This is a genomic window from Pedobacter sp. R20-19, assembly GCF_000708265.2.
In the GTDB taxonomy this organism is placed as follows: domain Bacteria; phylum Bacteroidota; class Bacteroidia; order Sphingobacteriales; family Sphingobacteriaceae; genus Pedobacter.
In genome coordinates, this window is sequence record NZ_JCKI01000004.1 from 324,045 (window position 1) to 345,945 (window position 21,901).

Sequence of the window (21,901 nt, forward strand, 5' to 3'; positions counted from 1 at the left end):
ATTCTGTTTTACTAATGTATAAAATTCATTCGAATTCTAAAGTGTTTGCAATGCGTTTGAAACATTAGCTTCAATACGTGCTGAAATGGCATCGGCTTCAGCTTTTATAAAAGCTTCACCAACAATCTGTTCATAAAGTTCAATATAACGTTCGGATATGGAACTTACAATTTCTGGAGTCATTTCCGGTACCACCTGGCCTTCTTTACCTTGAAAACCATTTTCAATTAACCACTTTCTTACAAATTCTTTAGAAAGTTGCTTCTGAGGTTCTTCAGTTTTTTGGCGCTCCTCGTAACCTTCTGCATAAAAATAGCGTGAAGAATCTGGCGTATGAATTTCATCTATTAGGTAAATTACTCCATCAGCCTTTCCAAATTCATACTTCGTATCCACTAAAATTAATCCGCTTTTTGCTGCAATTTCAGTCCCTCGCTGGTATAAATCAAAAGTATATTTTTCCAATTGTTCATAATCAGAGATGGAAACAATTCCTTTGGCTAAAATATCTTCCTTCGAAATATCCTCATCATGACCAACCGATGCTTTCGTGGTAGGCGTGATAATGGGTTGTGGCAATTTGTCGTTTTCTTTTAAACCATCTGGCAATGATACGCCACAAACTGAACGTTTCCCGGCACTATATTCCCGCCAGGCATGTCCGGCTAAATAACCTCTAATTACCATTTCAACTTTAAAAGGTTCGCAAATACAACCAATGGTAACCATCGGATCCGGAACATCTAAAACCCAGTTTGGAACAATGTCCTGCGTAGCAGATAAAAATTTAGCAGCGATTTGATTCAAAACCTGCCCCTTAAAAGGAATGGCTTCAGGTAGTACAACATCGAAGGCAGAGATGCGATCTGATACCACCATAACCATTAATTTATCGGCTATGGTATATACATCACGTACTTTACCTTTGTAAAAATTACTCTGATTTGGGAAATTAAAGTGGGTTTCTTTTAGTGCTTTCATGAGGGGATAAAAATAGGGAAAAAGTCCGAAAGTCCGAAAGTCTTTAGTCCATAGTCCCAAGTTGTTTTTGACTTAAGACTACAGACTCCCGACTTTGGACTCAGCTATTGAATATCGCCGTAGGCTTTCAGAATATCTTTCACCAATTTATGGCGAACCACATCTTCACCGCTTAAATAAATAATATCTATGCCCTTTATATCTTCCAAAATGCGTAAGCCGTTAAACAAGCCTGACATCTGTTTTTTAGGTAAATCGATCTGGGTAACATCACCGGTAACAATAAATTTCGCGGTTGGGCCCATACGCGTCAGAAACATCTTTAATTGCATATCGGTTGCATTCTGTGCCTCATCTAAAATTACAAAGCAATTATCTAAGGTACGGCCACGCATAAATGCTAAAGGTGCGATTTCAATCGTGCGGTTTTCGATGTAGAATTTCAATTTCTCAGCAGGAATCATATCATCCAATGCATCGTAAAGCGGACGTAAATACGGGTCAATTTTTTCTTTTAAATCTCCCGGCAAGAAGCCCAGGTTCTCCCCTGCCTCAACCGCCGGACGGGTTAATATTATGCGTTTAATCTCTTTGTTTTTTAATGCCCTAACGGCTAAGGCCACCGCAGTATATGTCTTTCCGGTTCCGGCTGGGCCAATTGCAAAAAGAATATCATTTTTAGCAATGCTACTCACCATTCTGCGTTGGTTTGCAGTCCTTGCTTTCACCAAAAGCCCATTGTTACCAAATACAATTACCTCACCGCCTCCACCTGTAGGCTGTTCAACATCTTTTTTTGCAACATTATTTGCTTTGGCACCTAATATAGATTCTACATCATTATTAGTTAACGAGCTATATTTTTCCAGGTGCGCCACCAGCTGATTAAATTTTTCTTCAAAAGCCTTAAGTTCCTGTTCATCACCGAGAACCTTAATCTCACTTCCTCTCGCTACCAGCTTTAACTTAGCGAAAGCACCTTTAATCATTTCGTAATTCTCATTATTTGCTCCCCAAAAGTGAGCAGGATTTACGCTATCCAGAGTTAATTTTAATTCGTTCAAACTGTAGTATTTTAAAAAGTTATCGGGGTATATTAATTAAAATTTGAATATTTGCAGACGCTTAGGCCTGTACACAAGAATAAGCAATAATAATGAATTTTTAATGGGGATAATTACTTTAACAACAGATTTAGGTTCGAAAGATTTTTACCAGAGTGCCCTTAAAGGTAGCCTGCTAAGTCTTATGCCTAATGTTAATTTGGTTGATATCACCCATGAAGTTCCTTCATTTAATATTTCCTATGCTGCATTCGTATTAAAGAATGCCTATCCTTACTTTCCAAAGAATACGGTCCACTTAATTGGGATAGATTCTGTATATAGTGAAAGTACCAAATACATTGCCATCAAACATCGTGATCACTTTTTTGTGGGTGCAGATAATGGCATATTTTCTCTACTTTTTGATGATGTTCCAGAAGATGTAGTTGAACTCAATATCATGCAGGATTTAAAATATCTTCACTTTCCATTGGTAGATATTTTTGTGAAAGCTGCTACACATCTGGCCAAGGGTGGCCGATTAAAAGACATTGGTTTACCTGTAGCTCAAATTGAACAAAAAATGCTTTTACACCCTGTAATTGAGCGTGATATCATTAGAGGAAGTGTGGTTTATATCGATACCTTTTGTAACGTAATTACCAACATTACTAAAGATCTTTTTACAAGGATTCAGAAAAATCGAGATTTCACTTTATATTTCCGAAAGAGTGAAACCATTACACAATTGAGCTGGCATTATAATGAAGTACAGGAAGGTGAAAAACTTTGCTTATTTGGTATAAGTAATCACCTCGAAATTGCAATTAATAAAGGTAAGGCCAGTGGATTATTGGGTTTGCACCTTGGTGATATTGTTAGAGTGGAGTTTCATTCTTAAGTGAGCTGAAAGCTAAAAGACTAAAGCTAAAAGACCAAAGCTGAAAGATTAAAGCAGAAAGATTAAAGCAGAAAGACTAAAGCTTAAATAGCGAAACCAGAAGGCAAAATGCCAAATGAGTCACATTCTCCTCTACTAAGGTTATTATCCATTGTGCTAACTATTAAACTAGTGGCAAATGAACTAATGAACTTTCCTCCTCAAACAACTCTACTCTTTTCACGTTTATTATACATGAAAAAATACATCTATCTCCTCTTATTGTTATTTCTTCAAATTCAAGCCAAAGCTCAGCAAGATACTTCAACTTACGCAGCTCAACGTGTAAAGGTAAATGCTTTACTGGCAGAGCGAAGTGAAAAATTTGGTCAGTACGATGAAAGCCTGAATCAACGAACCGGCATATTTGGTTGGCAAACTAAAAAAGATATTAAAAATTCTAATGAAATTCTGCGTGAGGTGGTATTAACGGATAACAACATTTTTAAAGAATTGAAAATATTAATGGAATATAAAGATCTACAGAATCAGCAAAAAGTTGCTGTTGCCGATCATTCACAGGAAAGGATTGAGGGCTATATGAAAACCATTAAAAAGCTACAAGATCAGAATGAAATACTTCAAAAAGAATCTAATAAAAATAGTGACGGGATATCTACTTACATCATTATTTTGCTGATTCTAACTCTGGTAGCAGTGTTTTATTTCTACAATAAGAAGATTCAAAAATATGAAAAAGGGAATATTTAAAGCTTTAGTAAAAATAAACAAGTTGGTTTTACCAAGTTTATATAAGAAAGATCCAAATAAGCTTAGCACTTTTCAGAAAGCGATATTAGGTTATCGGTATTGGGTATTAACTAAAGCTTTGGATTAATGAAATAAAAAAGCGTTACTAGCTTTTAAAAAGTTAGTAACGCTAAAATTCAATTTATTTCTTAAAATGCTCAATAATTAACGTTGCTAATTCCGTACCAATACGTTCTTGTGCTTCGTTTGTTGATGCACCGATATGAGGTGTTAAAGAGATTTTAGGATGTGTTAAAATTTCTGCTAATGGTGTAGGCTCATTATCGAAAACATCTAAACCAGCAAAAGAAACCTTACCAGAATTTAAAGCATCAATTAATGCAGGCTCGTCAATGGTTCCACCACGTGAGCAATTTACAATTCCAACACCATTCTTCATTTTAGCAAATTCTTCTGCACCTAAAATTGGCTTTTCAGCAAATGGAGTATGTAAACTAAAGAAATCACTGCCCGCAATTACCTCATCTAATGAAACTGTTTTGATTGGAATACTTACTGATTTTCCACCTTGAAATTCTAAAGTAATTTCAGATTCAGAAGGGTATAAATCATAAGCCAAAACATTCATTCCTAAACCTAAGGCTACTTTTGCTGTTGCACGACCAATTCTACCAAAACCAATAATACCAATGGTTTTACCGCTTAATTCAGTTCCTTTGGCATAAGCTTTTTTAAGGTTATTGAATTGAGTGGCCCCATCAACCGGCATTTTACGGTTTGCATCCTGCAAGAACCTGATTCCAGTAAATAAATGAGAGAAAACCAGCTCAGCAACAGATAATGAAGATGCTGCAGGTGTATTTACCACGGCAACACCCTGGCTGCGTGCATATTCCACATCAATATTATCCATACCTACACCACCTCTGCCAATTAATTTGATATTTGGCACGGCGTCAATTAATTCTTTTCTAACCTTTGTTGCACTACGAACAGTGATGGCATCGTAGTTTTTTAAAGCTTCAGCCAACTGATCCTGAGGAATTGTTTCCGTATCAACCTGGAAACCTGCTTTTTCTAATAACTCTTTTCCAATGGGATCTATTCCATCGTTTGCTAATATCTTAATCATAATTTGATATCACTCCTTAAATTGATTACAACAGATTGCTGTGCGAATCAATTATCCGTTAAAATTAATTTAATTTGCTTTTGCTTGTTTTTCTTCGAATGATTGCATCGCATCAATCAAAGCATGAACACTTGTAATTGGTAACGCATTATACATGGATGCACGGAAACCACCAACACTTCTGTGGCCTTTAATTCCTATAATACCTTGCTCCTCTGCAAATTTCAGAAATGGTTTTTCCAATTCTGCATTCTCCATTACGAAACAAATGTTCATTTTTGAACGATCTTCAACAGTACAGGTTCCTTTGAATAACGGATTACGGTCAATTTCTCTGTATAGCGCCTCAGCTTTCTGCTTATTCTCTTTCTCAATTTCAGCAACGCCACCTTTTGACTTTAACCAGCGAAGATTTAATAAAGCAACATAAATTGAGAATACAGGTGGTGTATTGTACATTGAACCATTATCAATATGCGATTGATAGTTTAACATTGATGGAATTTTACGGTCGATTTTACCAAGAATTTCATCTTTCACAATTACAATCGTTAAACCTGCAGGTCCTATGTTTTTTTGCGCACCAGCATAAATTAAGTCGAATTGAGAAACATCAATTACCCGACTCATGATATCAGATGACATATCGCAAACTATCGGAACAGTAGTTTTAGGTGCTTCAAATAATTCAGTTCCATAAATCGTATTGTTTGATGTATAATGGAAATATGCACTATCTGCCGGAATTTCATAATCCTTAGGAATGAATGTATAGTTTGCATCTTTTGAAGAAGCAACAACATTAACATTTCCTACAAATTTGGCTTCCTTTAATGCTTTAGTAGCCCAAACACCAGAATCTAAATAACTGGCAGTTTGTCCATCTCCAAGTAAATTCATTGGAACCATTGCAAATTGTAAACTTGCACCGCCTTGTAAAAATAAAACGGAATAACCCGATGGCACGTTTAGCAACTCCTTTACCAATTTTTCAGCTTCAGCAACAACGGCCTCAAACTCTGTTGTTCTATGCGAAATTTCTAAAATTGATAATCCATCGTTAAAATCTAAAACTGCCTGTGCAGCTTGTTTAAACACTTCTTGAGGTAAAATACAAGGGCCTGCGCCAAAATTATGCTTCATCTTATTATATAATGTTTTATGGGCGTAAATGTAAAATTTTTATAGGAGTTATCTTAAAAAATCGTATCCTAAAAAATCAAATATTGTTAAAATATAACAGAAAATTGATTGATTTATTGCAGTTTTTGCAATAATATCAGTTCAGGTAAGAATATGCATTTTTGATTATTAAATAAGAAAAAAGAAGCAACTATTAGCTTGCGGTTATATTGCCATTCTCTTCAATCTTTTTCACCCGATCAGGTTTTATCAAATACCCAAATTGTGATTTAATCAGATTTTGTTTTCAATTTGACAATTAATTTAAGATTAAATTGTCTGCCGGTTAAATAATTTGGGATGGCATATTGTACCTTATCAACATCATTTAACCATAAGTAAGAAACAGTGTTATTGATATTTAACAGATTAAAAATTTCAAAAAACAGAATCACTGAACTAAAGTTTTTATCTAAAAATTTAGGCTTATGTACTGCAACATCATCTAAAAAATCTTTAGAAAAACCAATATCAACACGCTTATAGGATGGAATGAAAAATTTATCCAAATACTTTGGTGTTTGAGGCGGTCCGATTGGTAAACGAGAGCCATATACTGCATTTAGATGCACCTTATAAGTTGGACTATTTAACAATTTATCCTGAAAGAAAAATGAAAAATTTAACCTTTGGTCAGTTGGGCGCTTTAGAAATCCGGGATAAATGGTTTTTCCATTTTGCACATAACTATCACCGATAATATCTTCGGTTGCCCGCATCACCGACATTCTAAAGTAGGATATTAAATCTTTAACAAATTCACCTCCAATACTAAAATCTGCCCCATAAGCATAACCTTTTGATACCTCATTAGCCAGATACCTGATTCTTAAGTTATCAATTTTATAAGGAATTAAACGGTCAGAATATTTAAAGTATGCTTCAGAAGTAAATTTTAAACGGGTACCAAAGGCATCAAATGCATAATCATATCCAAAAGAAGTATTGTAAGAACTTTGTGCTTTTTGATTGATATTTAATTTTCCAGAGAAATCGCGAATGGTTCTGTAAGATGGCGGCTGCTTATAAACACCAGCAGTAAATCGTAAAATCTTATTGTCTCCATTCGGTCGGTAAGCAATTAACATCCTCGGACTAATAATCAATTGCCTGCTTAAAGAATTGTAACCTGCACGTGTACCTAATTGTAACTCTGCATAATCGGAAAGTGAATAACTATCCTGAATGTAGGTGCTATAGTTTTTAATATCTATGCTATTTTCTACGTTAACTACATTTTGCAATACAACATCCTTCGGCTGATTGGCCACTATCATTCCTGTTGAATCGGCATAACTATACTCATCTAACCGATCTGCATAATGTGAGCGATCAAACTTTAAACCCCAGGAAAAAACATGATTATTAAAATTTTGGTCTACTTTAATTTCCGAAACCAAAATCTGTGTATTTAGGCTATTGTCGCCAAAATTGTAATAATTCCCTATTGCTCTATTTTTGTTATTCGCAACCAAATTTCCCAATGATGTACTTGGATCAACTTTATTAAAGATATAACTTCCATTAATATCAAACCGTTCCCGTTCGATAGTGTTAAAATAACTATTTATAAATTTAATCACCAGATTTGACTTTGGAGAATAGGTTGCGGTAACTGCTGTACCAAGTGTTTGGTAGTCATCAATTTCCTGGCCTGTATAATCAACATCCAATCGAAGTGTTGTATTTAAAGTACCAAATGCTGTTTCTCTGTTTGTTGGCACCAGCTTAAACTGCCCAAGATTTAAGTTTCCCAAAAAACTAATGTTAAACTTAGGAGAGAAATCGTATTGATACATGAATTGCCCATCAGCAAAATTTGGGCTATAACTTCCCTTGTCATCTTGTTTAATGAGCACGCTTGAATTATTTTTATATCTTAAACCTACCAGCAAAAAACTGCGTTTAAAAACCCGTTTGGCTGTTAACGAAGTATTTAAGAGACTGGTACTGATAATCGTTTGATTACTGTCTGGCTTATCATATTTAATATCCAATACCGAAGATAATTTGTCACCATATTTGGCCTCAAAGCCTCCGGCAGAAAACTTTACTTTACTAACCAGATCAGCATTAATGAAACTTAATCCTTCTTGTTGTCCATTTCGAATTAAAACTGGCCTGTTGATTTCAACATCATTAACATAGATTAAATTTTCATCGAAATTACCCCCACGAACACTATATTGTGCGCTTAGCTCATTATTTGTTGAAACGCCTGGTAGCGTTTTCAGCATGGTTTCAAAATTCCCTGATACCAGAGGCATTGACGCCACATCAGCGATATTTATGGTAGTGGTATTGCTAAGTTGATTTTGCTTGTTCGTGATATCTATTTGTTCCAGTTCATTAATATTGGTAAACAAATTTACCCGTTGCGTAATCCGTGCTCCTGAACGCTCATTAAACTTTAAAATCTGTGGCTGATAACCCAGCAAAGAATATTTAATATGGAATGACTTTGATTTGGAATAAATGGTATAAACACCAAATTCATCTGTAATAGTGGATTGAGCCTGACCTAATACAATAACCGTAACATGTGCCAAAGGAAGTTGTTGCTCATTGTAAACAATTCCTGAAATTCTAACCAATGGCTGTGCAAAAGCTAAACCACAACCGGCAATTAACAGAAAAATGATTAGCCGAATCTGGAGCATTTTTGATATCAATATAAGAGTACCAGGTATTAAGATGTTTGCACCTCATCCTAAAAACAATTTAGCAATAAAATATTTCACAAGTTAAATATTTATTGAGCTATCCATCAGGCTTTTCATATTAGAAATGATTTCAGGTGGATTTTCAGCAACAAAAATAGCGTTACCTGCTACAAAAGCATTTGCTCCTGCAGATACCAAATTGGTTATATTTTGTAAACCTACGCCACCATCAACCTGAATAATTAAATTTTCATTTACACCCTGAATCAATTGCTTTAAATCTCTTATTTTTTTATAGGTGTTATGGATAAATTGCTGCCCGCCAAAACCCGGGTTTACTGACATAATTAATACCAAATCTAGATCTTCGATAACGTCCTGCAACAATGTAACTGGTGTATGTGGATTTAGCGCCACTCCTGCTTTACAGCCTGAAGCTTTAATTAATTGAATGGTTCGATGTAAATGCGTACAAGCCTCGTAATGAACAGTAATCCGATCTGCCCCTGCTTCTGCAAATTCGGCAATGTATTGATCAGGGTTTATAATCATTAAGTGCACATCTAATGGTTTTGTTGCGTGTTTTTTTACAGCCGCCATTATTGGAAAGCCAAAGGAGATATTTGGTACAAAAACGCCATCCATCACATCTACATGAAACCAATCTGCCTCACTTTTATTAATCATTTCGATATCGCGTTGTAAGTTGCCGAAATCGGCTGAAAGTATGGATGGGGCAATAATGTATTTCATTTTTTTATTGTTTTTCGTCATTGTTAGGTACGAAGCAATCTTAATGCATTCGGATTATAGTGAGATTACTTCGTGCCTAGCAATGATGATTTGTTTATACAATTTACTAAGAATGCAAGTTACAAAAGAACTGTGAAAGTTTGTAGTTGGAAAGGCCGAAGTTATATTATATAAACAAAAAACCCTTCCAGTAAACTGAAAGGGTTTTTATATATCTCCCGACTTCGGACTTCCGACTCCGGACTTTTTCTACGCTTGTGGCGCAGCTGGTTTTTCTGGTCTTGGCAATAAAACTTTGCGAGAAAGTTTCATTTTACCTTGTTTATCGATGTCTAATAATTTAACCTCGATTTTATCACCTTCTTTTAATACACCATCCATAGTTTCTAAACGCTCCCATGAAATTTCAGAGATGTGTAATAAACCATCTTTACCTGGCATCACCTCAACAAATGCACCAAATGGCATAATTGATTTTACTTTACCCTGGTAAACTTCACCAATTTCTGGTTTAGCCACAATATTACGAATACGGGTAACAGCTGAATCGATAGCTGCTTTATTATCAGCAAAAATTTCTACAATTCCTTTACCATCAACTTCTTCGATAGAGATTGAAGCGCCAGTTTCACGTTGCATTTCCTGAATGATTTTTCCTCCAGGGCCTATAATTGCACCAATAAATTCTTTTTCAATAGTTAAAGAAACGATACGTGGAGCATGTGGTTTATAATCTTCATTTGGCGTACTGATGGTTTTCTTCATCTCATTTAAGATATGTAAGCGACCTTCTTTAGCCTGTAATAAAGCTTTAGTTAAAACCTCATAAGATAAACCATTGATTTTTAAGTCCATCTGACAAGCAACTATACCATGTTCAGTACCAGTTACTTTAAAATCCATATCACCTAAGTGATCTTCATCACCTAAAATATCAGAAAGGATGGCATATTTACCAGTTTTCTCATCAGTGATTAAACCCATTGCAATACCTGAAACCGGAGATTTGATTTTAATACCGGCATCCATTAATGCCAATGTACCAGCACAAACAGTTGCCATTGATGACGAGCCATTTGATTCTAAAATATCAGAAACGATACGGATGGTATATGGATTAGCATCACCCTGTGGCAATACCTTTTTTAATGAGCGTTGCGCTAATGCACCGTGGCCAATTTCACGGCGACCTGCACCTCTGTTTGGTCTAACCTCTCCAGTTGAAAAACCTGGGAAATTATAGTGTAATAAGAATTTGTTATAACCGTTGAAGAAAGCACCATCAATCATTTGCTCATCATCTTTGCTACCTAAGGTAACTGATGTTAAAGATTGAGTTTCACCACGTGTAAATACGGCTGAACCGTGAGCAGCAGGCAAATAACCAACTTCACTCCAGATTGGACGAATTTCAGTTGTTTTACGACCATCTAAACGAATACCTTCATCTAATAATAAATTCCTGATGGCATCATACTGAACATCATGATAATAATGTTTAGCCATTGCTTTAGTTAAATCTGCAGTATCTTCTGGCATTGCTGCAAAGAAATCATTAATAATTGCAGTAAAACCTTCTTTACGAACATCTTTATTTCCACCAGCTTTTGCTACAGCATAAACTTTTTCATAGGTATCTGCATACACTTTTGCTTTTAAATCAGCATCATGATCTTCGTGGCTATATTCACGTTTAACGGTTTTGCCAGTAGCTTCTGTTAATTCTTTTTGGATCGCACATTGAATTTTAATGGCATCATGGGCAAATTTCAATGCCTCAACCATTTCATCTTCCTGAATTTCATCACATTCACCTTCAACCATGCCAATATCATTTGCAGAACCTGCAACCATGAATTCTAATGTTGCACGCTCTAAGTCACTGGCATATGGATTGATCACCAATTTACCATCAATTTTAGCTACACGTACTTCAGAAATCGGACCGTTAAAAGGAATATCTGAAACTGATAATGCAGCTGATGCAGCTAAACCAGCTAAACAATCAGGCAAAATATTTTTATCAGCAGAAATTAATGAAATCATCACTTGAGTATCGGAGTGATAATCAGAAGGGAACATTGGGCGTAAAGCTCTATCTACTAAGCGTGAGATTAAAACCTCATAATCTGATAACCTTGCTTCACGACGTAAAAATCCGCCTGGAATACGGCCGGTAGCCGCATATTTTTCCTGATAATCAACTGATAATGGTAAGAAATCAGTTCCTGGTTTAGCACCTACAGTTGATACTACAGTTGCTAACAACATGGTATCGCCCATTTTCACTACTACCGAACCATCAGCCTGTTTAGCTAATTTACCAGTTTCAATCTCAATTGTTCTGCCATCGCCCAAATCGAACGATTTTTTTATTACATTCATTTAATTAGAATTGTGGTGTGTTTTCCTCTTTCTACACACCGTTGTTTATATATGTTTTTGTTTTTGCAAACGAAGATAAGATTAAAAAACCCTATCTATAATAAATCCCGTCAAAATATTTAACAGGAAAGTAAAAAAGCCATTCTAGAGAATGGCTTTTAATGATAAAATTACGCTTATTTTTGTTTAATGATATCACGAAGCGATAAAGCTTTAATGATAGCACGATAGCGCTCAATATCTTTTTTGTATAAGTAAGCCAAAATACCGCGGCGTTTACCTACCAATTTTTGAAGTGACAACTGAGTAGAGAAATCTTTACGATTTTTCTTTAAGTGTTCTGTTAAGTGCGCAATACGGTATGTAAACAACGCTACCTGACCTTCAGCAGAACCCGTGTTGGTTTCTACTTCGCCGTGTGTTTTAAAAATTTCGGCTTTCTTTTCTGAACTTAAATACATTCTTGAATAATATTAAAGTGTATAAAATTAATTAATAATGCCGCAAAGATAAAGATTTTTTACATAGTAGCAAAGCATTGTTTAATTGCTTGATCGTTAAAATCATTTCAAAAGTAACGCTATTTCTTAGTTTGTTACTTCAGTCATATACTCGCTGCAATATTTTTGCCTGTAGTACTTCATTTGTGGTCTTTTCAAGGAGGAACCACGAAGCAATCTCATTCGGAAATTGCAGAAAAAGGATTTCCGCTAAGTCGGGTTTAGAAAAATAAGATTGTGCAAGAGACTTAGTTTTTCTTATTAATACGCTCCAGTTCTAAAACATCTAATTGATCTTTCGGTCTATTCGTAGCGCGTTTGTTATCAAGGAGATGGTTATAATGAAGAAATCTGGCTTTGATCCCATTTATTTCATCAACAGTTGCCATTTGAAAATACTCATCAAAATTATTTTTATCCAATCCGGGAATATCTGTCATTAAATCTGCATACATCCCATCATCCATCATCACTTCGCAATACCCTGCAATAATTGGAACATCCAATAACATCTCGTATTTGCCATAACCCATTTTATCCAGTGCATAAATTAAGTTTTGCCTGTTTTCTTTTGTATCTTTTAAATATATATCCAGGTCTCCTGTAGTACGGTTATAACCATAACGGTTTACAGCAAAGCCACCTACAATTAAATAATGTAAATCAAACTGTTGAAAAGTTGCTAACAGCAAAAGCATTTCTGGGTTTTCTTTATCAAAAGACATATACAAAAACTAGATAGATGGCTTACGGATGACCAGGCCTTTGCCTTGAGGAGATTTTAAAGGCCTACCGCCATTCATAACCACTGAAATATGATTGAGATGCAACACGCTAAGAAAACGTTGCTCCGGACTACGACTTAAATAAACACTTTCACGCTCTTCAGCAATTAATTCACGTGGAATTGAAGTGTCATATAATTTAAGTTTTCCCATTTTATATCAAAAATACGAAATTTGCGACGTAAAGATGTAATGACGTAAATATATATTATACTTTTGCATAAAACATCTACCCTTGAAAAAGAACCAATACAGCATTTTTGAAAGCGAATTACGTGTACGTCCGGATGATATAGACATGTTTAACCATGTGCATAATAGCAAATACCTGGATTATGTGCTGGCTGCCCGCTACGAGCAAATGGAAAAATTTTATGGAATGCCCTGGGAGCACTTCACCAAACAAGGTTTAGGCTGGGTAGTTAGCCATGTAGATATTAATTTTAAACGCCCGCTTTTAATGAATGATTTAATGTTGATCAGAACAGGAATATTAACGATGAATGATAAAGGTTGTGCTGTTCAGTTCGAAATTATCAATAAAAAAACCGGCAAAGTTGCATCCGATGGAATTTTCGATTATGTCTTAATTGATTTAAACACCAGTCGTGGAACAAAAGTTACTGACGAAATGATTAGCGCATACAGCATATAGATTCATCGTCAGGTTAAATTTATTTCAGCATCTTTTTGAATCAACACACTAAAAATCAGTGATCATAATTTGGCAATCGAAAATTTTATTTATCTTTGCCCATCAAAAGATCAGCGCCATGATAGTATCTGCAATCCATTTGAGGTTCTAAGTAACTGAGGATTCCCTCCCATTTTTATTTAAGATATGTACAGCTAACCGCATATCAATTGGTCTAAATATACATTTTACAATTTTTTATATGTCACAGTCACTTAAGACAAAGGGCAAACTATCTTCATTTTTTGATGTCCTCATACAATCATTAAAAGGAAATGAAGTAGATTTAACTTCAATCAGTATTAAAAGGGCTATTATATTATTAGCCATTCCGATGATGCTGGAAATGGCTATGGAATCAGTTTTCGCCTTAGTTGATTTATATTTTGTTGGTCATCTGGAAAACAGCAGCCATGCTATACAAACAGTAGGCTTAACAGAATCAGTTCTTACGATAATTTATTCATTAGCAATAGGCTTAAGTATGGCGGCTACTGCTGTTGTTTCGAGAAGAATTGGAGAGAAAAACCCAGAAGCAGCATCTAAAGCCGGAATGCAAACCATTGTTATTGCAGTGGCTTTAAATATACTGATCAGCATTGCAGGCTTAATTTATGCGAGAGACATCCTTTTACTCATGGGTGCATCAACCGAAACTGCTGATCACGGAACTACATTCGTTCGCATTATGATGGGTGGAAGCATTATCATTGTGCTGCTTTTTTTAATTAATGGTATTTTCAGGGGTGCAGGTAATGCAGCAATCGCCATGCGAAGTTTGTGGATCGCCAATATTGCAAACATTATCCTCTGCCCTGTTTTTATTAATGGCTTTGGCCCAGTACCTGCATTTGGATTAACGGGTGCAGCAATAGCCACAACAATTGGTCGTGGTTTAGGGGTAAGCTATCAGGTTTATAATCTATTTAATGGAAAAAATGCTCTGAAGATTAGAATTAGTCATTTCATCCCTGATTTTGATCAAATCAAAGCCATCATAAAAATTGCAGCACCCGCCATTTTCCAATTCGTAATCGCAAGCTGCAGCTGGGTATTTTTGGCAGAACTGGTAGCTACCACTGGTGGAGATGAAGGTTCTGCTGGTTACCAAACCGCATTAAGGTTAATGATGTTCTTTTTATTGCCTGCCTGGGGTTTAAGCAATGCTGCTGCAACATTAGTTGGCCAAAACCTGGGTGCCGGACATATCGACAGGGCCGAAAAATCAGTTTTTCAAACCATGAAATACATTCTCGTTTTTATGGCCGTAGTGAGTGTACTCTTTCTAACTTGCGGACATTTATTTGCGGCTTTTTTTACATCCGATGAAAAAGTGATTGAAATTGCAAGCAGGGCATTAAAGATTCTAAGTATTGGCTTTGTTATATATGGAATGGGGATGGTGTTGACCAGTGCTTTTAATGGTGCAGGTGACACGTGGACACCTACTAAAATTAATATTTTTGCATTCTGGTTATTTCAGATTCCATTAGCTTATTTTCTGGCTAAATACTTAGAGATGGGTCCAACTGGTGTTTTCATTGCCATCCCAACAGCTGAAATAGGAATTGCCATTGCTGCCTTTATTTTATTTAAAAAAGGGAAATGGAAAAAAACGATGGTTTAATTTAACATGATTCTATTAAAAACCGAGTGAAATTGAACTGTCTTAACATCAGATTTTCCATCTCCTATTTTCCATTAAAAACTATATCTTTGCGCAAAGATGAAGCATATACGTAATTTTTGCATTATTGCACATATCGACCATGGCAAGAGCACTTTGGCTGATCGGTTATTAGAATATACAGCGACGATTTCGCAGCGTGAAGCGCAGGCGCAATTGCTCGATAATATGGATTTGGAGCGCGAGCGAGGCATTACTATTAAAAGTCATGCCATACAAATGAACTATAAAGTTGGAGACATTGAATACAATTTTAACCTGATTGATACACCCGGACACGTTGATTTTTCATACGAAGTTTCGCGATCTATTGCCGCTTGTGAAGGCGCATTGCTTATTGTAGATGCATCACAGGGAATTCAGGCGCAAACCATTTCAAATTTATACTTAGCATTAGAACATGATTTAGAGATCATTCCGATTCTAAATAAAATGGATTTACCCGGAGCAATGCCAGAAGAGGTAAAAGATCAGATTATTGATCTGATTGGCTGTAAACGTGAAGATATTATTCCTGCATCTGGTAAAACAGGTATGGGAATTCCTGATATTATCCAAGCCATTGTAGACCGTGTACCCGCTCCTGTTGGTGATCCTGAGGCACCCTTGCAAGCTTTAATTTTCGATTCTGTTTTTAATTCATTCAGAGGGATTATTGCCTACTATAAAGTGGTTAACGGAGAGATTAAAAAGGGAGACAAAGTTAAGTTCATTAACACTGGTAAGCAATATCTGGCCGATGAAGTGGGGATCTTAAAACTGGACATGTCTCCAAGGAACGTGGTTAAAACTGGTGATGTAGGTTATATTATTTCTGGCATTAAAGAAGCACGCGAAGTTAAAGTTGGTGATACCATCACTACCGTAGACAGGCCATCTCCTGATTCCATTCAAGGTTTTGAAGAAGTTAAGCCAATGGTATTTGCCGGAATTTATCCTGTTGATACCGATGAGTTTGAGGAACTTCGTGAAGCAATGCATAAACTACAATTGAATGATGCTTCTATTGTTTTCGAGCCAGAAAGTTCAGCAGCTTTAGGCTTTGGTTTCCGTTGCGGATTTTTGGGGATGTTGCACATGGAAATTATCCAGGAGCGCCTGGAACGCGAATTTGATATGACGGTAATTACAACCGTACCCAACGTATCATACATTGCACATACCACTAAAGGTGATGAAATTATTGTAAATAACCCATCTGATTTGCCAGATCCAAGTAAACTGGATTCTGTTGAAGAGCCGTTTATTAAAGCAAACATCATCACCAAAGCAGAGTTTGTTGGTCCGGTCATGTCACTGTGTATTCAAAAACGTGGAATTATTGTAAATCAATCTTACTTAACATCTGATCGTGTTGAGTTAATTTTTGAGATGCCAATGGGCGAAATTGTATTTGATTTTTACGATAAATTGAAAACGATTTCAAAAGGTTATGCTTCTTTTGATTATCATCAGATTGGATATCGTAAATCAGATTTGGTTCGTTTAGATATGTTACTAAATGATGAACCTGTTGATGCATTATCTTCTCTAATTCACCGCAGTAATGCTTATGATTTTGGAAAAAAAATCTGCGAAAAATTAAGAGAACTCATTCCCCGTCAGCAGTTTGAAATCAAAATACAGGCTTCAATTGGTGCAAAAGTAATTGCCCGCGAAACGCTAAGCGCCTTACGTAAAGATGTAACTGCTAAATGTTATGGTGGTGATATTTCCCGTAAGCGTAAGTTATTAGAAAAACAGAAAAAAGGTAAAAAACGCATGCGCCAGGTTGGAAATGTAGAAATTCCACAATCGGCATTCATGGCAGTTTTGAAATTGGATTAAAAATAGAATCAAGATGCAATTATCAGGTATCAAGATTTCAAAGCAAATCAGATAATATATTTAAAAGCATAGCGGATGATTGATGGGTTGACTATTGGTCTTAATACTTGATTATCGCTACTCGATATTATAAGAATGAAATTATTAGACGGTAAATACGTATCAGAAAAAGTAAAAGTTCAGATTGCAGAAGAAGCAGCTGAATTTTTGAATAAAAGTGGTCGTAAGCCACATTTGGTAGCCATTTTAGTTGGTAATGATGGTGGCAGTGAAACTTACGTAGCCAGTAAAATGAAAAACTGCGAAAAGGTAGGTTTTAAATCTTCACTTTATCGTTATGATCATTCAGTTACAGAGGCAGAATTATTAGCCAAAATTCAAGAAATCAATCAGGATGCTGATGTTGATGGATTAATTGTTCAATTGCCTTTGCCAAAACATATTGATCCGGAAAAGGTTACAGAAACAATCGACCATCGTAAAGATGTGGATGGATTTCACCCGGTAAATCTGGGTAGAATGATGAGGAATTTACCATGTTTTATCCCGGCAACTCCATATGGCATTATGTTAATGCTACAGGAATATGATATTGATACTACCGGAATGCACTGTGTTGTAGTAGGCAGAAGTAATATTGTGGGCAGTCCAATGAGCATTCTGATGGCTCGAAATGCCAATCCTGGTAACTGTACAGTAACACTTACACACTCTCGTACTAAAGACTTAAAAGAACAAGTTTTACAAGCAGACATCATCATTGCAGCAATTGGTAAAAAGAATTTTATCACAGCCGATATGGTTAAGCCTGGTGCGATTATTATTGACGTGGGTATTAACAGAGAAACATCAACCGAAACAAAATCAGGCTTTAAACTCTACGGTGATGTTGATTTCGACAGCGTAGCACCAAAAGCATCTTACATCACCCCTGTTCCAGGCGGCGTTGGATTAATGACTATTGTTGGTTTGTTAAAAAATACTTTGGCATCTGCCAGAAAAGAAATTTATTCTTAAGCGAACTGCTTAAAAGTAAAACTCTTGATAAAAAAGATCAATAGGCAGCCGTCTCATAAGTCAATTATGAGACGGCTGCTTTTTTATTCTTCAGATTTTAAAACCAATATTGATCTTCCGCCCACAGTAAGAATCTCAGCAGCTTCATGTAAAGATAAATCATGCTTAGAGATTTCTCCGGTACCTGTATCTAAAACCTTTCGCCATCTTTTTGCATAATCTTTTTTTGGTAATTTATAATCCAGCCCTTCGTAGTGTGCATTAAATATGATGAAGAAATGATTGTCTAGAATATCTTCTCCCATAGGTCCTTTGCTTTGAATACCTTCGCCATGAAAGTAAATCCCAATAGATCGGGCGAAGTCACTCTCCCAGTTATAGCCTTTCATTGGATTACCATCAGGCGTAAACCAAGCGATATCTTTAACGCCATCATCTCCAACTTCCTGTCCATTAAACCATTTTCTTCTTCTTAAACTTGGATGATTTAAGCGCAAATCTATTAACTGCTGTGTAAAATACAATAATGATTCATCTGCAGCAGCCCAGTTCAACCAGGACAATTCATTGTCCTGACAATAGGAATTGTTATTTCCACGCTGTGTTTTACCCATTTCATCGCCAGATACCAGCATCGGAATACCCTGAGATAGAAATAATGTGGCTAGAAAATTTCGCTTTTGCTGCTGGCGTAACTGAATGATCTGCTCGTCATCGGTTTCACCTTCCACGCCGCAATTCCAGGATCTGTTGTGGTCTTCACCATCTGTATTGTGATCTAAATTGGCCTCGTTATGTTTTTCATTATAAGAAACGAGGTCATGAAGTGAAAATCCATCGTGAGCGGTAATAAAGTTTACACTGGCTGTTGGCCTTCTGTAATCCTCCTGGTATAAATCAGGGCTACCTAAAAATCGCTGTGCAAATTCGCCTAACATATTCGGATTTCCACGCCAGTAATCACGCATCACATCCCGGTACATTCCATTCCATTCGGCCCAGCCTGGCGGAAATTTACCAACCTGATAGCCCCCATCTCCTACATCCCAGGGCTCTGCAATTAATTTTACCTGAGAAATTACAGGGTCTTGATGAATGATATCAAAAAAAGCACTTAGTCTGTTTACCTCATGTAATTCTCTGGCCAGCGTAGAAGCCAGGTCAAAGCGAAAGCCATCAACATGCATTTCCTGAATCCAATACCTTAAACTGTCCATAATAAAACGAAGCACATTCGGTAACATGGAATTTAAGGTATTTCCAGTTCCTGTATAATCAGTATAATAACGTCTGTTTTCTTCCAGCCGATAATATGCACCATTATCTATTCCTTTAAAAGATAAAGTTGGCCCTAACTCATTGCCCTCGCCAGTATGGTTATAAACAACATCTAAAATCACTTCAATGCCTTCGGCATGAAGTGCCTTAACCATGTCTTTAAATTCATTTACTTGTTCTCCGCGTACATCTGATGAGGCATAGCCAGAATCAGGTGCAAAGAAACTAATGGTATTGTAGCCCCAGTAATTAGTCAGCCCTTTCTCCTGTAAGTGATGATCAGATATAAAATGATGAACCGGCATCAGCTCTACAGCAGTAACCCCCAACTTTTTTAAGTATTGAATGGCAACCGGATGTGCTAAACCAGCATAGGTTCCACGGAGATTTTCGGGAATTTCAGGATGCATTTTCGTAAAACCTTTTACATGCATTTCGTAAATCACCGTTTCATGATAATCAGTTTTAGGATGGGTATCACCTTCCCAATTATAAGCTGGATCAATCACTACAGATTTAGGAATAAAAGCAGTATTATCACTTTCGCTAAAACTAAGATCCATCTGCGGATCTCCAAGTTTATATCCAAAGAGTGAATCGTCCCATTTAATATTTCCTGCTATCGCTTTTGCATAAGGATCAAGCAATACTTTATTTGGGTTAAATCTACATCCGTTTTCAGGTTCATATGGGCCATGCACACGATAACCATAAAGCTGGCCTGGTTTTATATCTGGAATATAGGCATGCCAGATTTCGTGAGATCGTTCCAGAATAGTTATCCTATCTGTTTCTGTATCTGCATGTTCATGATCGTAAAAACAAAGTTCAACAGCAGTTGCATTTTCCGCAAAGAGTGCAAAATTCACTCCTTCACCATCCCATGTGGCACCTAACGGATAAGCATCTCCTGGAAATTGTAAAATTTCTGGCATTATATTTTAATTTAGATTGATAAATTTTTAGCAACGGGTAAAATGAGTTGTAATGCTTACAGGTATATTTTTCCGATCAACCTATTTAAAAGTAATATATAGCGCTAAAAGTTTTAACAAAATGATTTTGCCAGCAAAAACAATTTTATGAAGTGTAATGATAAATTAATATTGTAGTTTACAAAGAACTGTTAATAAACCAATTACTTTATAAAATGATGGTACAAAGTGTTGATTGCAGCCCTGCTAAAATCTGGGAAATCTCCGGTATAGGTTGCATTAATTCCATTGGTAATAATCACGAAGCCAAACTTTTGTTTAGGATTAAAAAACATGGTACTGTATAATCCGTAGGCAGAACCGGTATGGCCAATAAGCATTACACCAGGAATTAAATTACCCGTTTGGCGAAGTGCCAGCCCATATTCTTCTTCATCCGTGATTTTAGTTTGCATGAGTTTAGAATGTTTTTTGGAAATGATTTTTACACCATTAGCTATACCATAGTTCATGTGCATGATCATATACTTTGCTAAATCTGTTGCTGAAATTTTCATTCCGCCTGTTGGCGAAAAAATGGGTGTGCTGTAACCTATTACATAATCTCTGATTTCTGTACGCCTTGGTGCGTAAGCAGCTGGAGATGGTGTAAAACTTTTTGTATCAGTATGGTATTCATATAGCTTTACAAACCGATTGCTGTCTAAAGAATCAACGCAATAGCCACCATAAAGCCCTAGCGGTTGGAGGATATGGTTATTGACATACTGATCAAAACGTTCGCCTGACTTTTTTTCGATAATCGTACCAATAAGGTTAAAATTCAGATTACAGTACTGATACCCTTTTCCTGGCGCATAATTGTTATAACATTTAGCATAATCCGGATTTTTATCCGGATTAATTAAATCCAGGTTCAGGTATCCTTGGCTATCATTTAAGCTGGAAGTATGCGAAAGTGCCATTTTGAGCGTAATTTTCAGATCAGGAAATTTTGGATTTCGGATTTTAAAGCCAACTAAATCACCAAAATCATCATCCAGAGATAACTTCCCAGCCTCAATTAATTGCATAATTGATGTTGCGGAGAAAGATTTTGAAATGGAAGCAATTCGGAAAATATCCTGATCCGTTAATGGCGTTTTATTCTCCAGATCCTTAAAACCAAAAGAATGGGTATAGATGATTTTACCTTCTTTCACTACGGCAACCGATGCACCAATAGCATTAAATCTGCTCATTACTTGTTCAAAATCTGCTTCGGCACTTTCATGTTGTGCACATGCCATGTTAAATTGAAGCAGCAATAGCATCATTGTTAATAGCTTAGAAAAGAAAGATTGCATCATGGTTTAAACTAGATAAGGATATTGATCAGTAAATTA

Annotated in this window: 18 protein-coding genes; 6 read left to right on the plus strand and 12 right to left on the minus strand. The window is 36.2% G+C overall.

All coding sequences use genetic code 11. From position 1 onward, the window contains the following. Positions 1-36: 36 nt before the first annotated feature. Both AN34_RS11685 and AN34_RS11690 read right to left on the minus strand, forming a co-directional pair. On the minus strand, positions 37-981 hold the full coding sequence (locus tag AN34_RS11685) for a phosphoribosylaminoimidazolesuccinocarboxamide synthase (RefSeq protein WP_029285564.1): 945 nt from the start codon (positions 979-981) through the stop codon (positions 37-39). Between the two features lie 104 nt (positions 982-1,085). Further along, the gene (locus tag AN34_RS11690; protein WP_029285566.1) at positions 1,086-2,045 is read right to left on the minus strand and encodes a PhoH family protein; all 960 of its coding nucleotides are present in this window, start codon (positions 2,043-2,045) and stop codon (positions 1,086-1,088) included. A 103-nt stretch (positions 2,046-2,148) separates the two neighbouring features. Here AN34_RS11690 and AN34_RS11695 point away from each other — a divergent pair, with 103 nt between their 5' ends. Together AN34_RS11695 and AN34_RS11700 are read left to right on the plus strand one after the other, a co-directional pair. Next, entirely contained in the window at positions 2,149-2,928 is a 780-nt protein-coding gene (locus tag AN34_RS11695) for an S-adenosyl-l-methionine hydroxide adenosyltransferase family protein (RefSeq protein WP_029285568.1), read from the plus strand. 234 nt (positions 2,929-3,162) lie between these two features. Next, positions 3,163-3,678, plus strand: coding sequence for a hypothetical protein (locus AN34_RS11700; RefSeq protein WP_029285570.1), 516 nt, complete (start codon positions 3,163-3,165; stop codon positions 3,676-3,678). A gap of 181 nt (positions 3,679-3,859) precedes the next feature. Here the strand turns inward: AN34_RS11700 and AN34_RS11705 are convergent, their stop codons facing one another. From AN34_RS11705 to AN34_RS11740, 8 genes are all read right to left on the minus strand, one after another. Then, positions 3,860-4,810: a D-2-hydroxyacid dehydrogenase gene (locus AN34_RS11705; RefSeq protein ID WP_029285572.1), complete on the minus strand. Its 951-nt coding sequence runs from the start codon at positions 4,808-4,810 to the stop codon at positions 3,860-3,862. 69 nt (positions 4,811-4,879) lie between these two features. Further along, the gene (gene serC / locus AN34_RS11710; RefSeq protein WP_029285573.1) at positions 4,880-5,953 is read right to left on the minus strand and encodes a 3-phosphoserine/phosphohydroxythreonine transaminase; all 1,074 of its coding nucleotides are present in this window, start codon (positions 5,951-5,953) and stop codon (positions 4,880-4,882) included. Positions 5,954-6,222: 269 nt separating this feature from the next. After that, entirely contained in the window at positions 6,223-8,652 is a 2,430-nt protein-coding gene (locus AN34_RS11715; RefSeq protein ID WP_029285575.1) for a TonB-dependent receptor, read from the minus strand. An 84-nt stretch (positions 8,653-8,736) separates the two neighbouring features. Further along, entirely contained in the window at positions 8,737-9,408 is a 672-nt protein-coding gene (rpe, locus tag AN34_RS11720; protein WP_029285577.1) for a ribulose-phosphate 3-epimerase, read from the minus strand. 249 nt (positions 9,409-9,657) lie between these two features. After that, entirely contained in the window at positions 9,658-11,793 is a 2,136-nt protein-coding gene (gene pnp / locus AN34_RS11725; RefSeq protein WP_029285579.1) for a polyribonucleotide nucleotidyltransferase, read from the minus strand. Positions 11,794-11,969: 176 nt separating this feature from the next. After that, positions 11,970-12,254, minus strand: a complete 285-nt coding sequence (rpsO, locus tag AN34_RS11730) for a 30S ribosomal protein S15 (protein ID WP_029285581.1) — start codon at positions 12,252-12,254, stop codon at positions 11,970-11,972. A gap of 287 nt (positions 12,255-12,541) precedes the next feature. Further along, positions 12,542-13,018 (minus strand): hypothetical protein, encoded by a 477-nt coding sequence (locus tag AN34_RS11735; protein WP_051666469.1) that lies wholly within the window; start codon positions 13,016-13,018, stop codon positions 12,542-12,544. Between the two features lie 9 nt (positions 13,019-13,027). Beyond that, a complete protein-coding gene (locus AN34_RS11740) occupies positions 13,028-13,231 on the minus strand; it encodes a hypothetical protein (protein WP_029285585.1) in 204 nt (67 codons plus the stop codon). Between the two features lie 82 nt (positions 13,232-13,313). On the opposite strand from AN34_RS11740, the gene AN34_RS11745 reads away from it, so the two are divergent. The 4 genes from AN34_RS11745 to AN34_RS11760 all read left to right on the plus strand — a co-directional run bounded on the left by AN34_RS11745 (position 13,314) and on the right by AN34_RS11760 (position 18,303). Next, a complete protein-coding gene (locus AN34_RS11745; protein ID WP_029285587.1) occupies positions 13,314-13,733 on the plus strand; it encodes a thioesterase family protein in 420 nt (139 codons plus the stop codon). A gap of 241 nt (positions 13,734-13,974) precedes the next feature. Then, positions 13,975-15,399 carry an MATE family efflux transporter gene (locus tag AN34_RS11750; RefSeq protein WP_029285588.1) on the plus strand — a complete coding sequence of 475 codons (1,425 nt, stop codon included), beginning with the start codon at positions 13,975-13,977 and terminating at the stop codon, positions 15,397-15,399. A gap of 99 nt (positions 15,400-15,498) precedes the next feature. Then, positions 15,499-17,286 (plus strand): translation elongation factor 4, encoded by a 1,788-nt coding sequence (lepA, locus tag AN34_RS11755; protein ID WP_029285590.1) that lies wholly within the window; start codon positions 15,499-15,501, stop codon positions 17,284-17,286. Positions 17,287-17,421: 135 nt separating this feature from the next. After that, entirely contained in the window at positions 17,422-18,303 is an 882-nt protein-coding gene (locus AN34_RS11760) for a bifunctional 5,10-methylenetetrahydrofolate dehydrogenase/5,10-methenyltetrahydrofolate cyclohydrolase (RefSeq protein WP_029285592.1), read from the plus strand. An 83-nt stretch (positions 18,304-18,386) separates the two neighbouring features. On the opposite strand, the gene glgX is transcribed toward AN34_RS11760, so the two are convergent. Next, positions 18,387-20,516 (minus strand): glycogen debranching protein GlgX, encoded by a 2,130-nt coding sequence (glgX, locus tag AN34_RS11765; protein WP_029285594.1) that lies wholly within the window; start codon positions 20,514-20,516, stop codon positions 18,387-18,389. A gap of 203 nt (positions 20,517-20,719) precedes the next feature. Then, positions 20,720-21,865, minus strand: coding sequence for a serine hydrolase (locus AN34_RS11770; protein WP_029285596.1), 1,146 nt, complete (start codon positions 21,863-21,865; stop codon positions 20,720-20,722). Positions 21,866-21,901 lie beyond the last annotated feature (36 nt).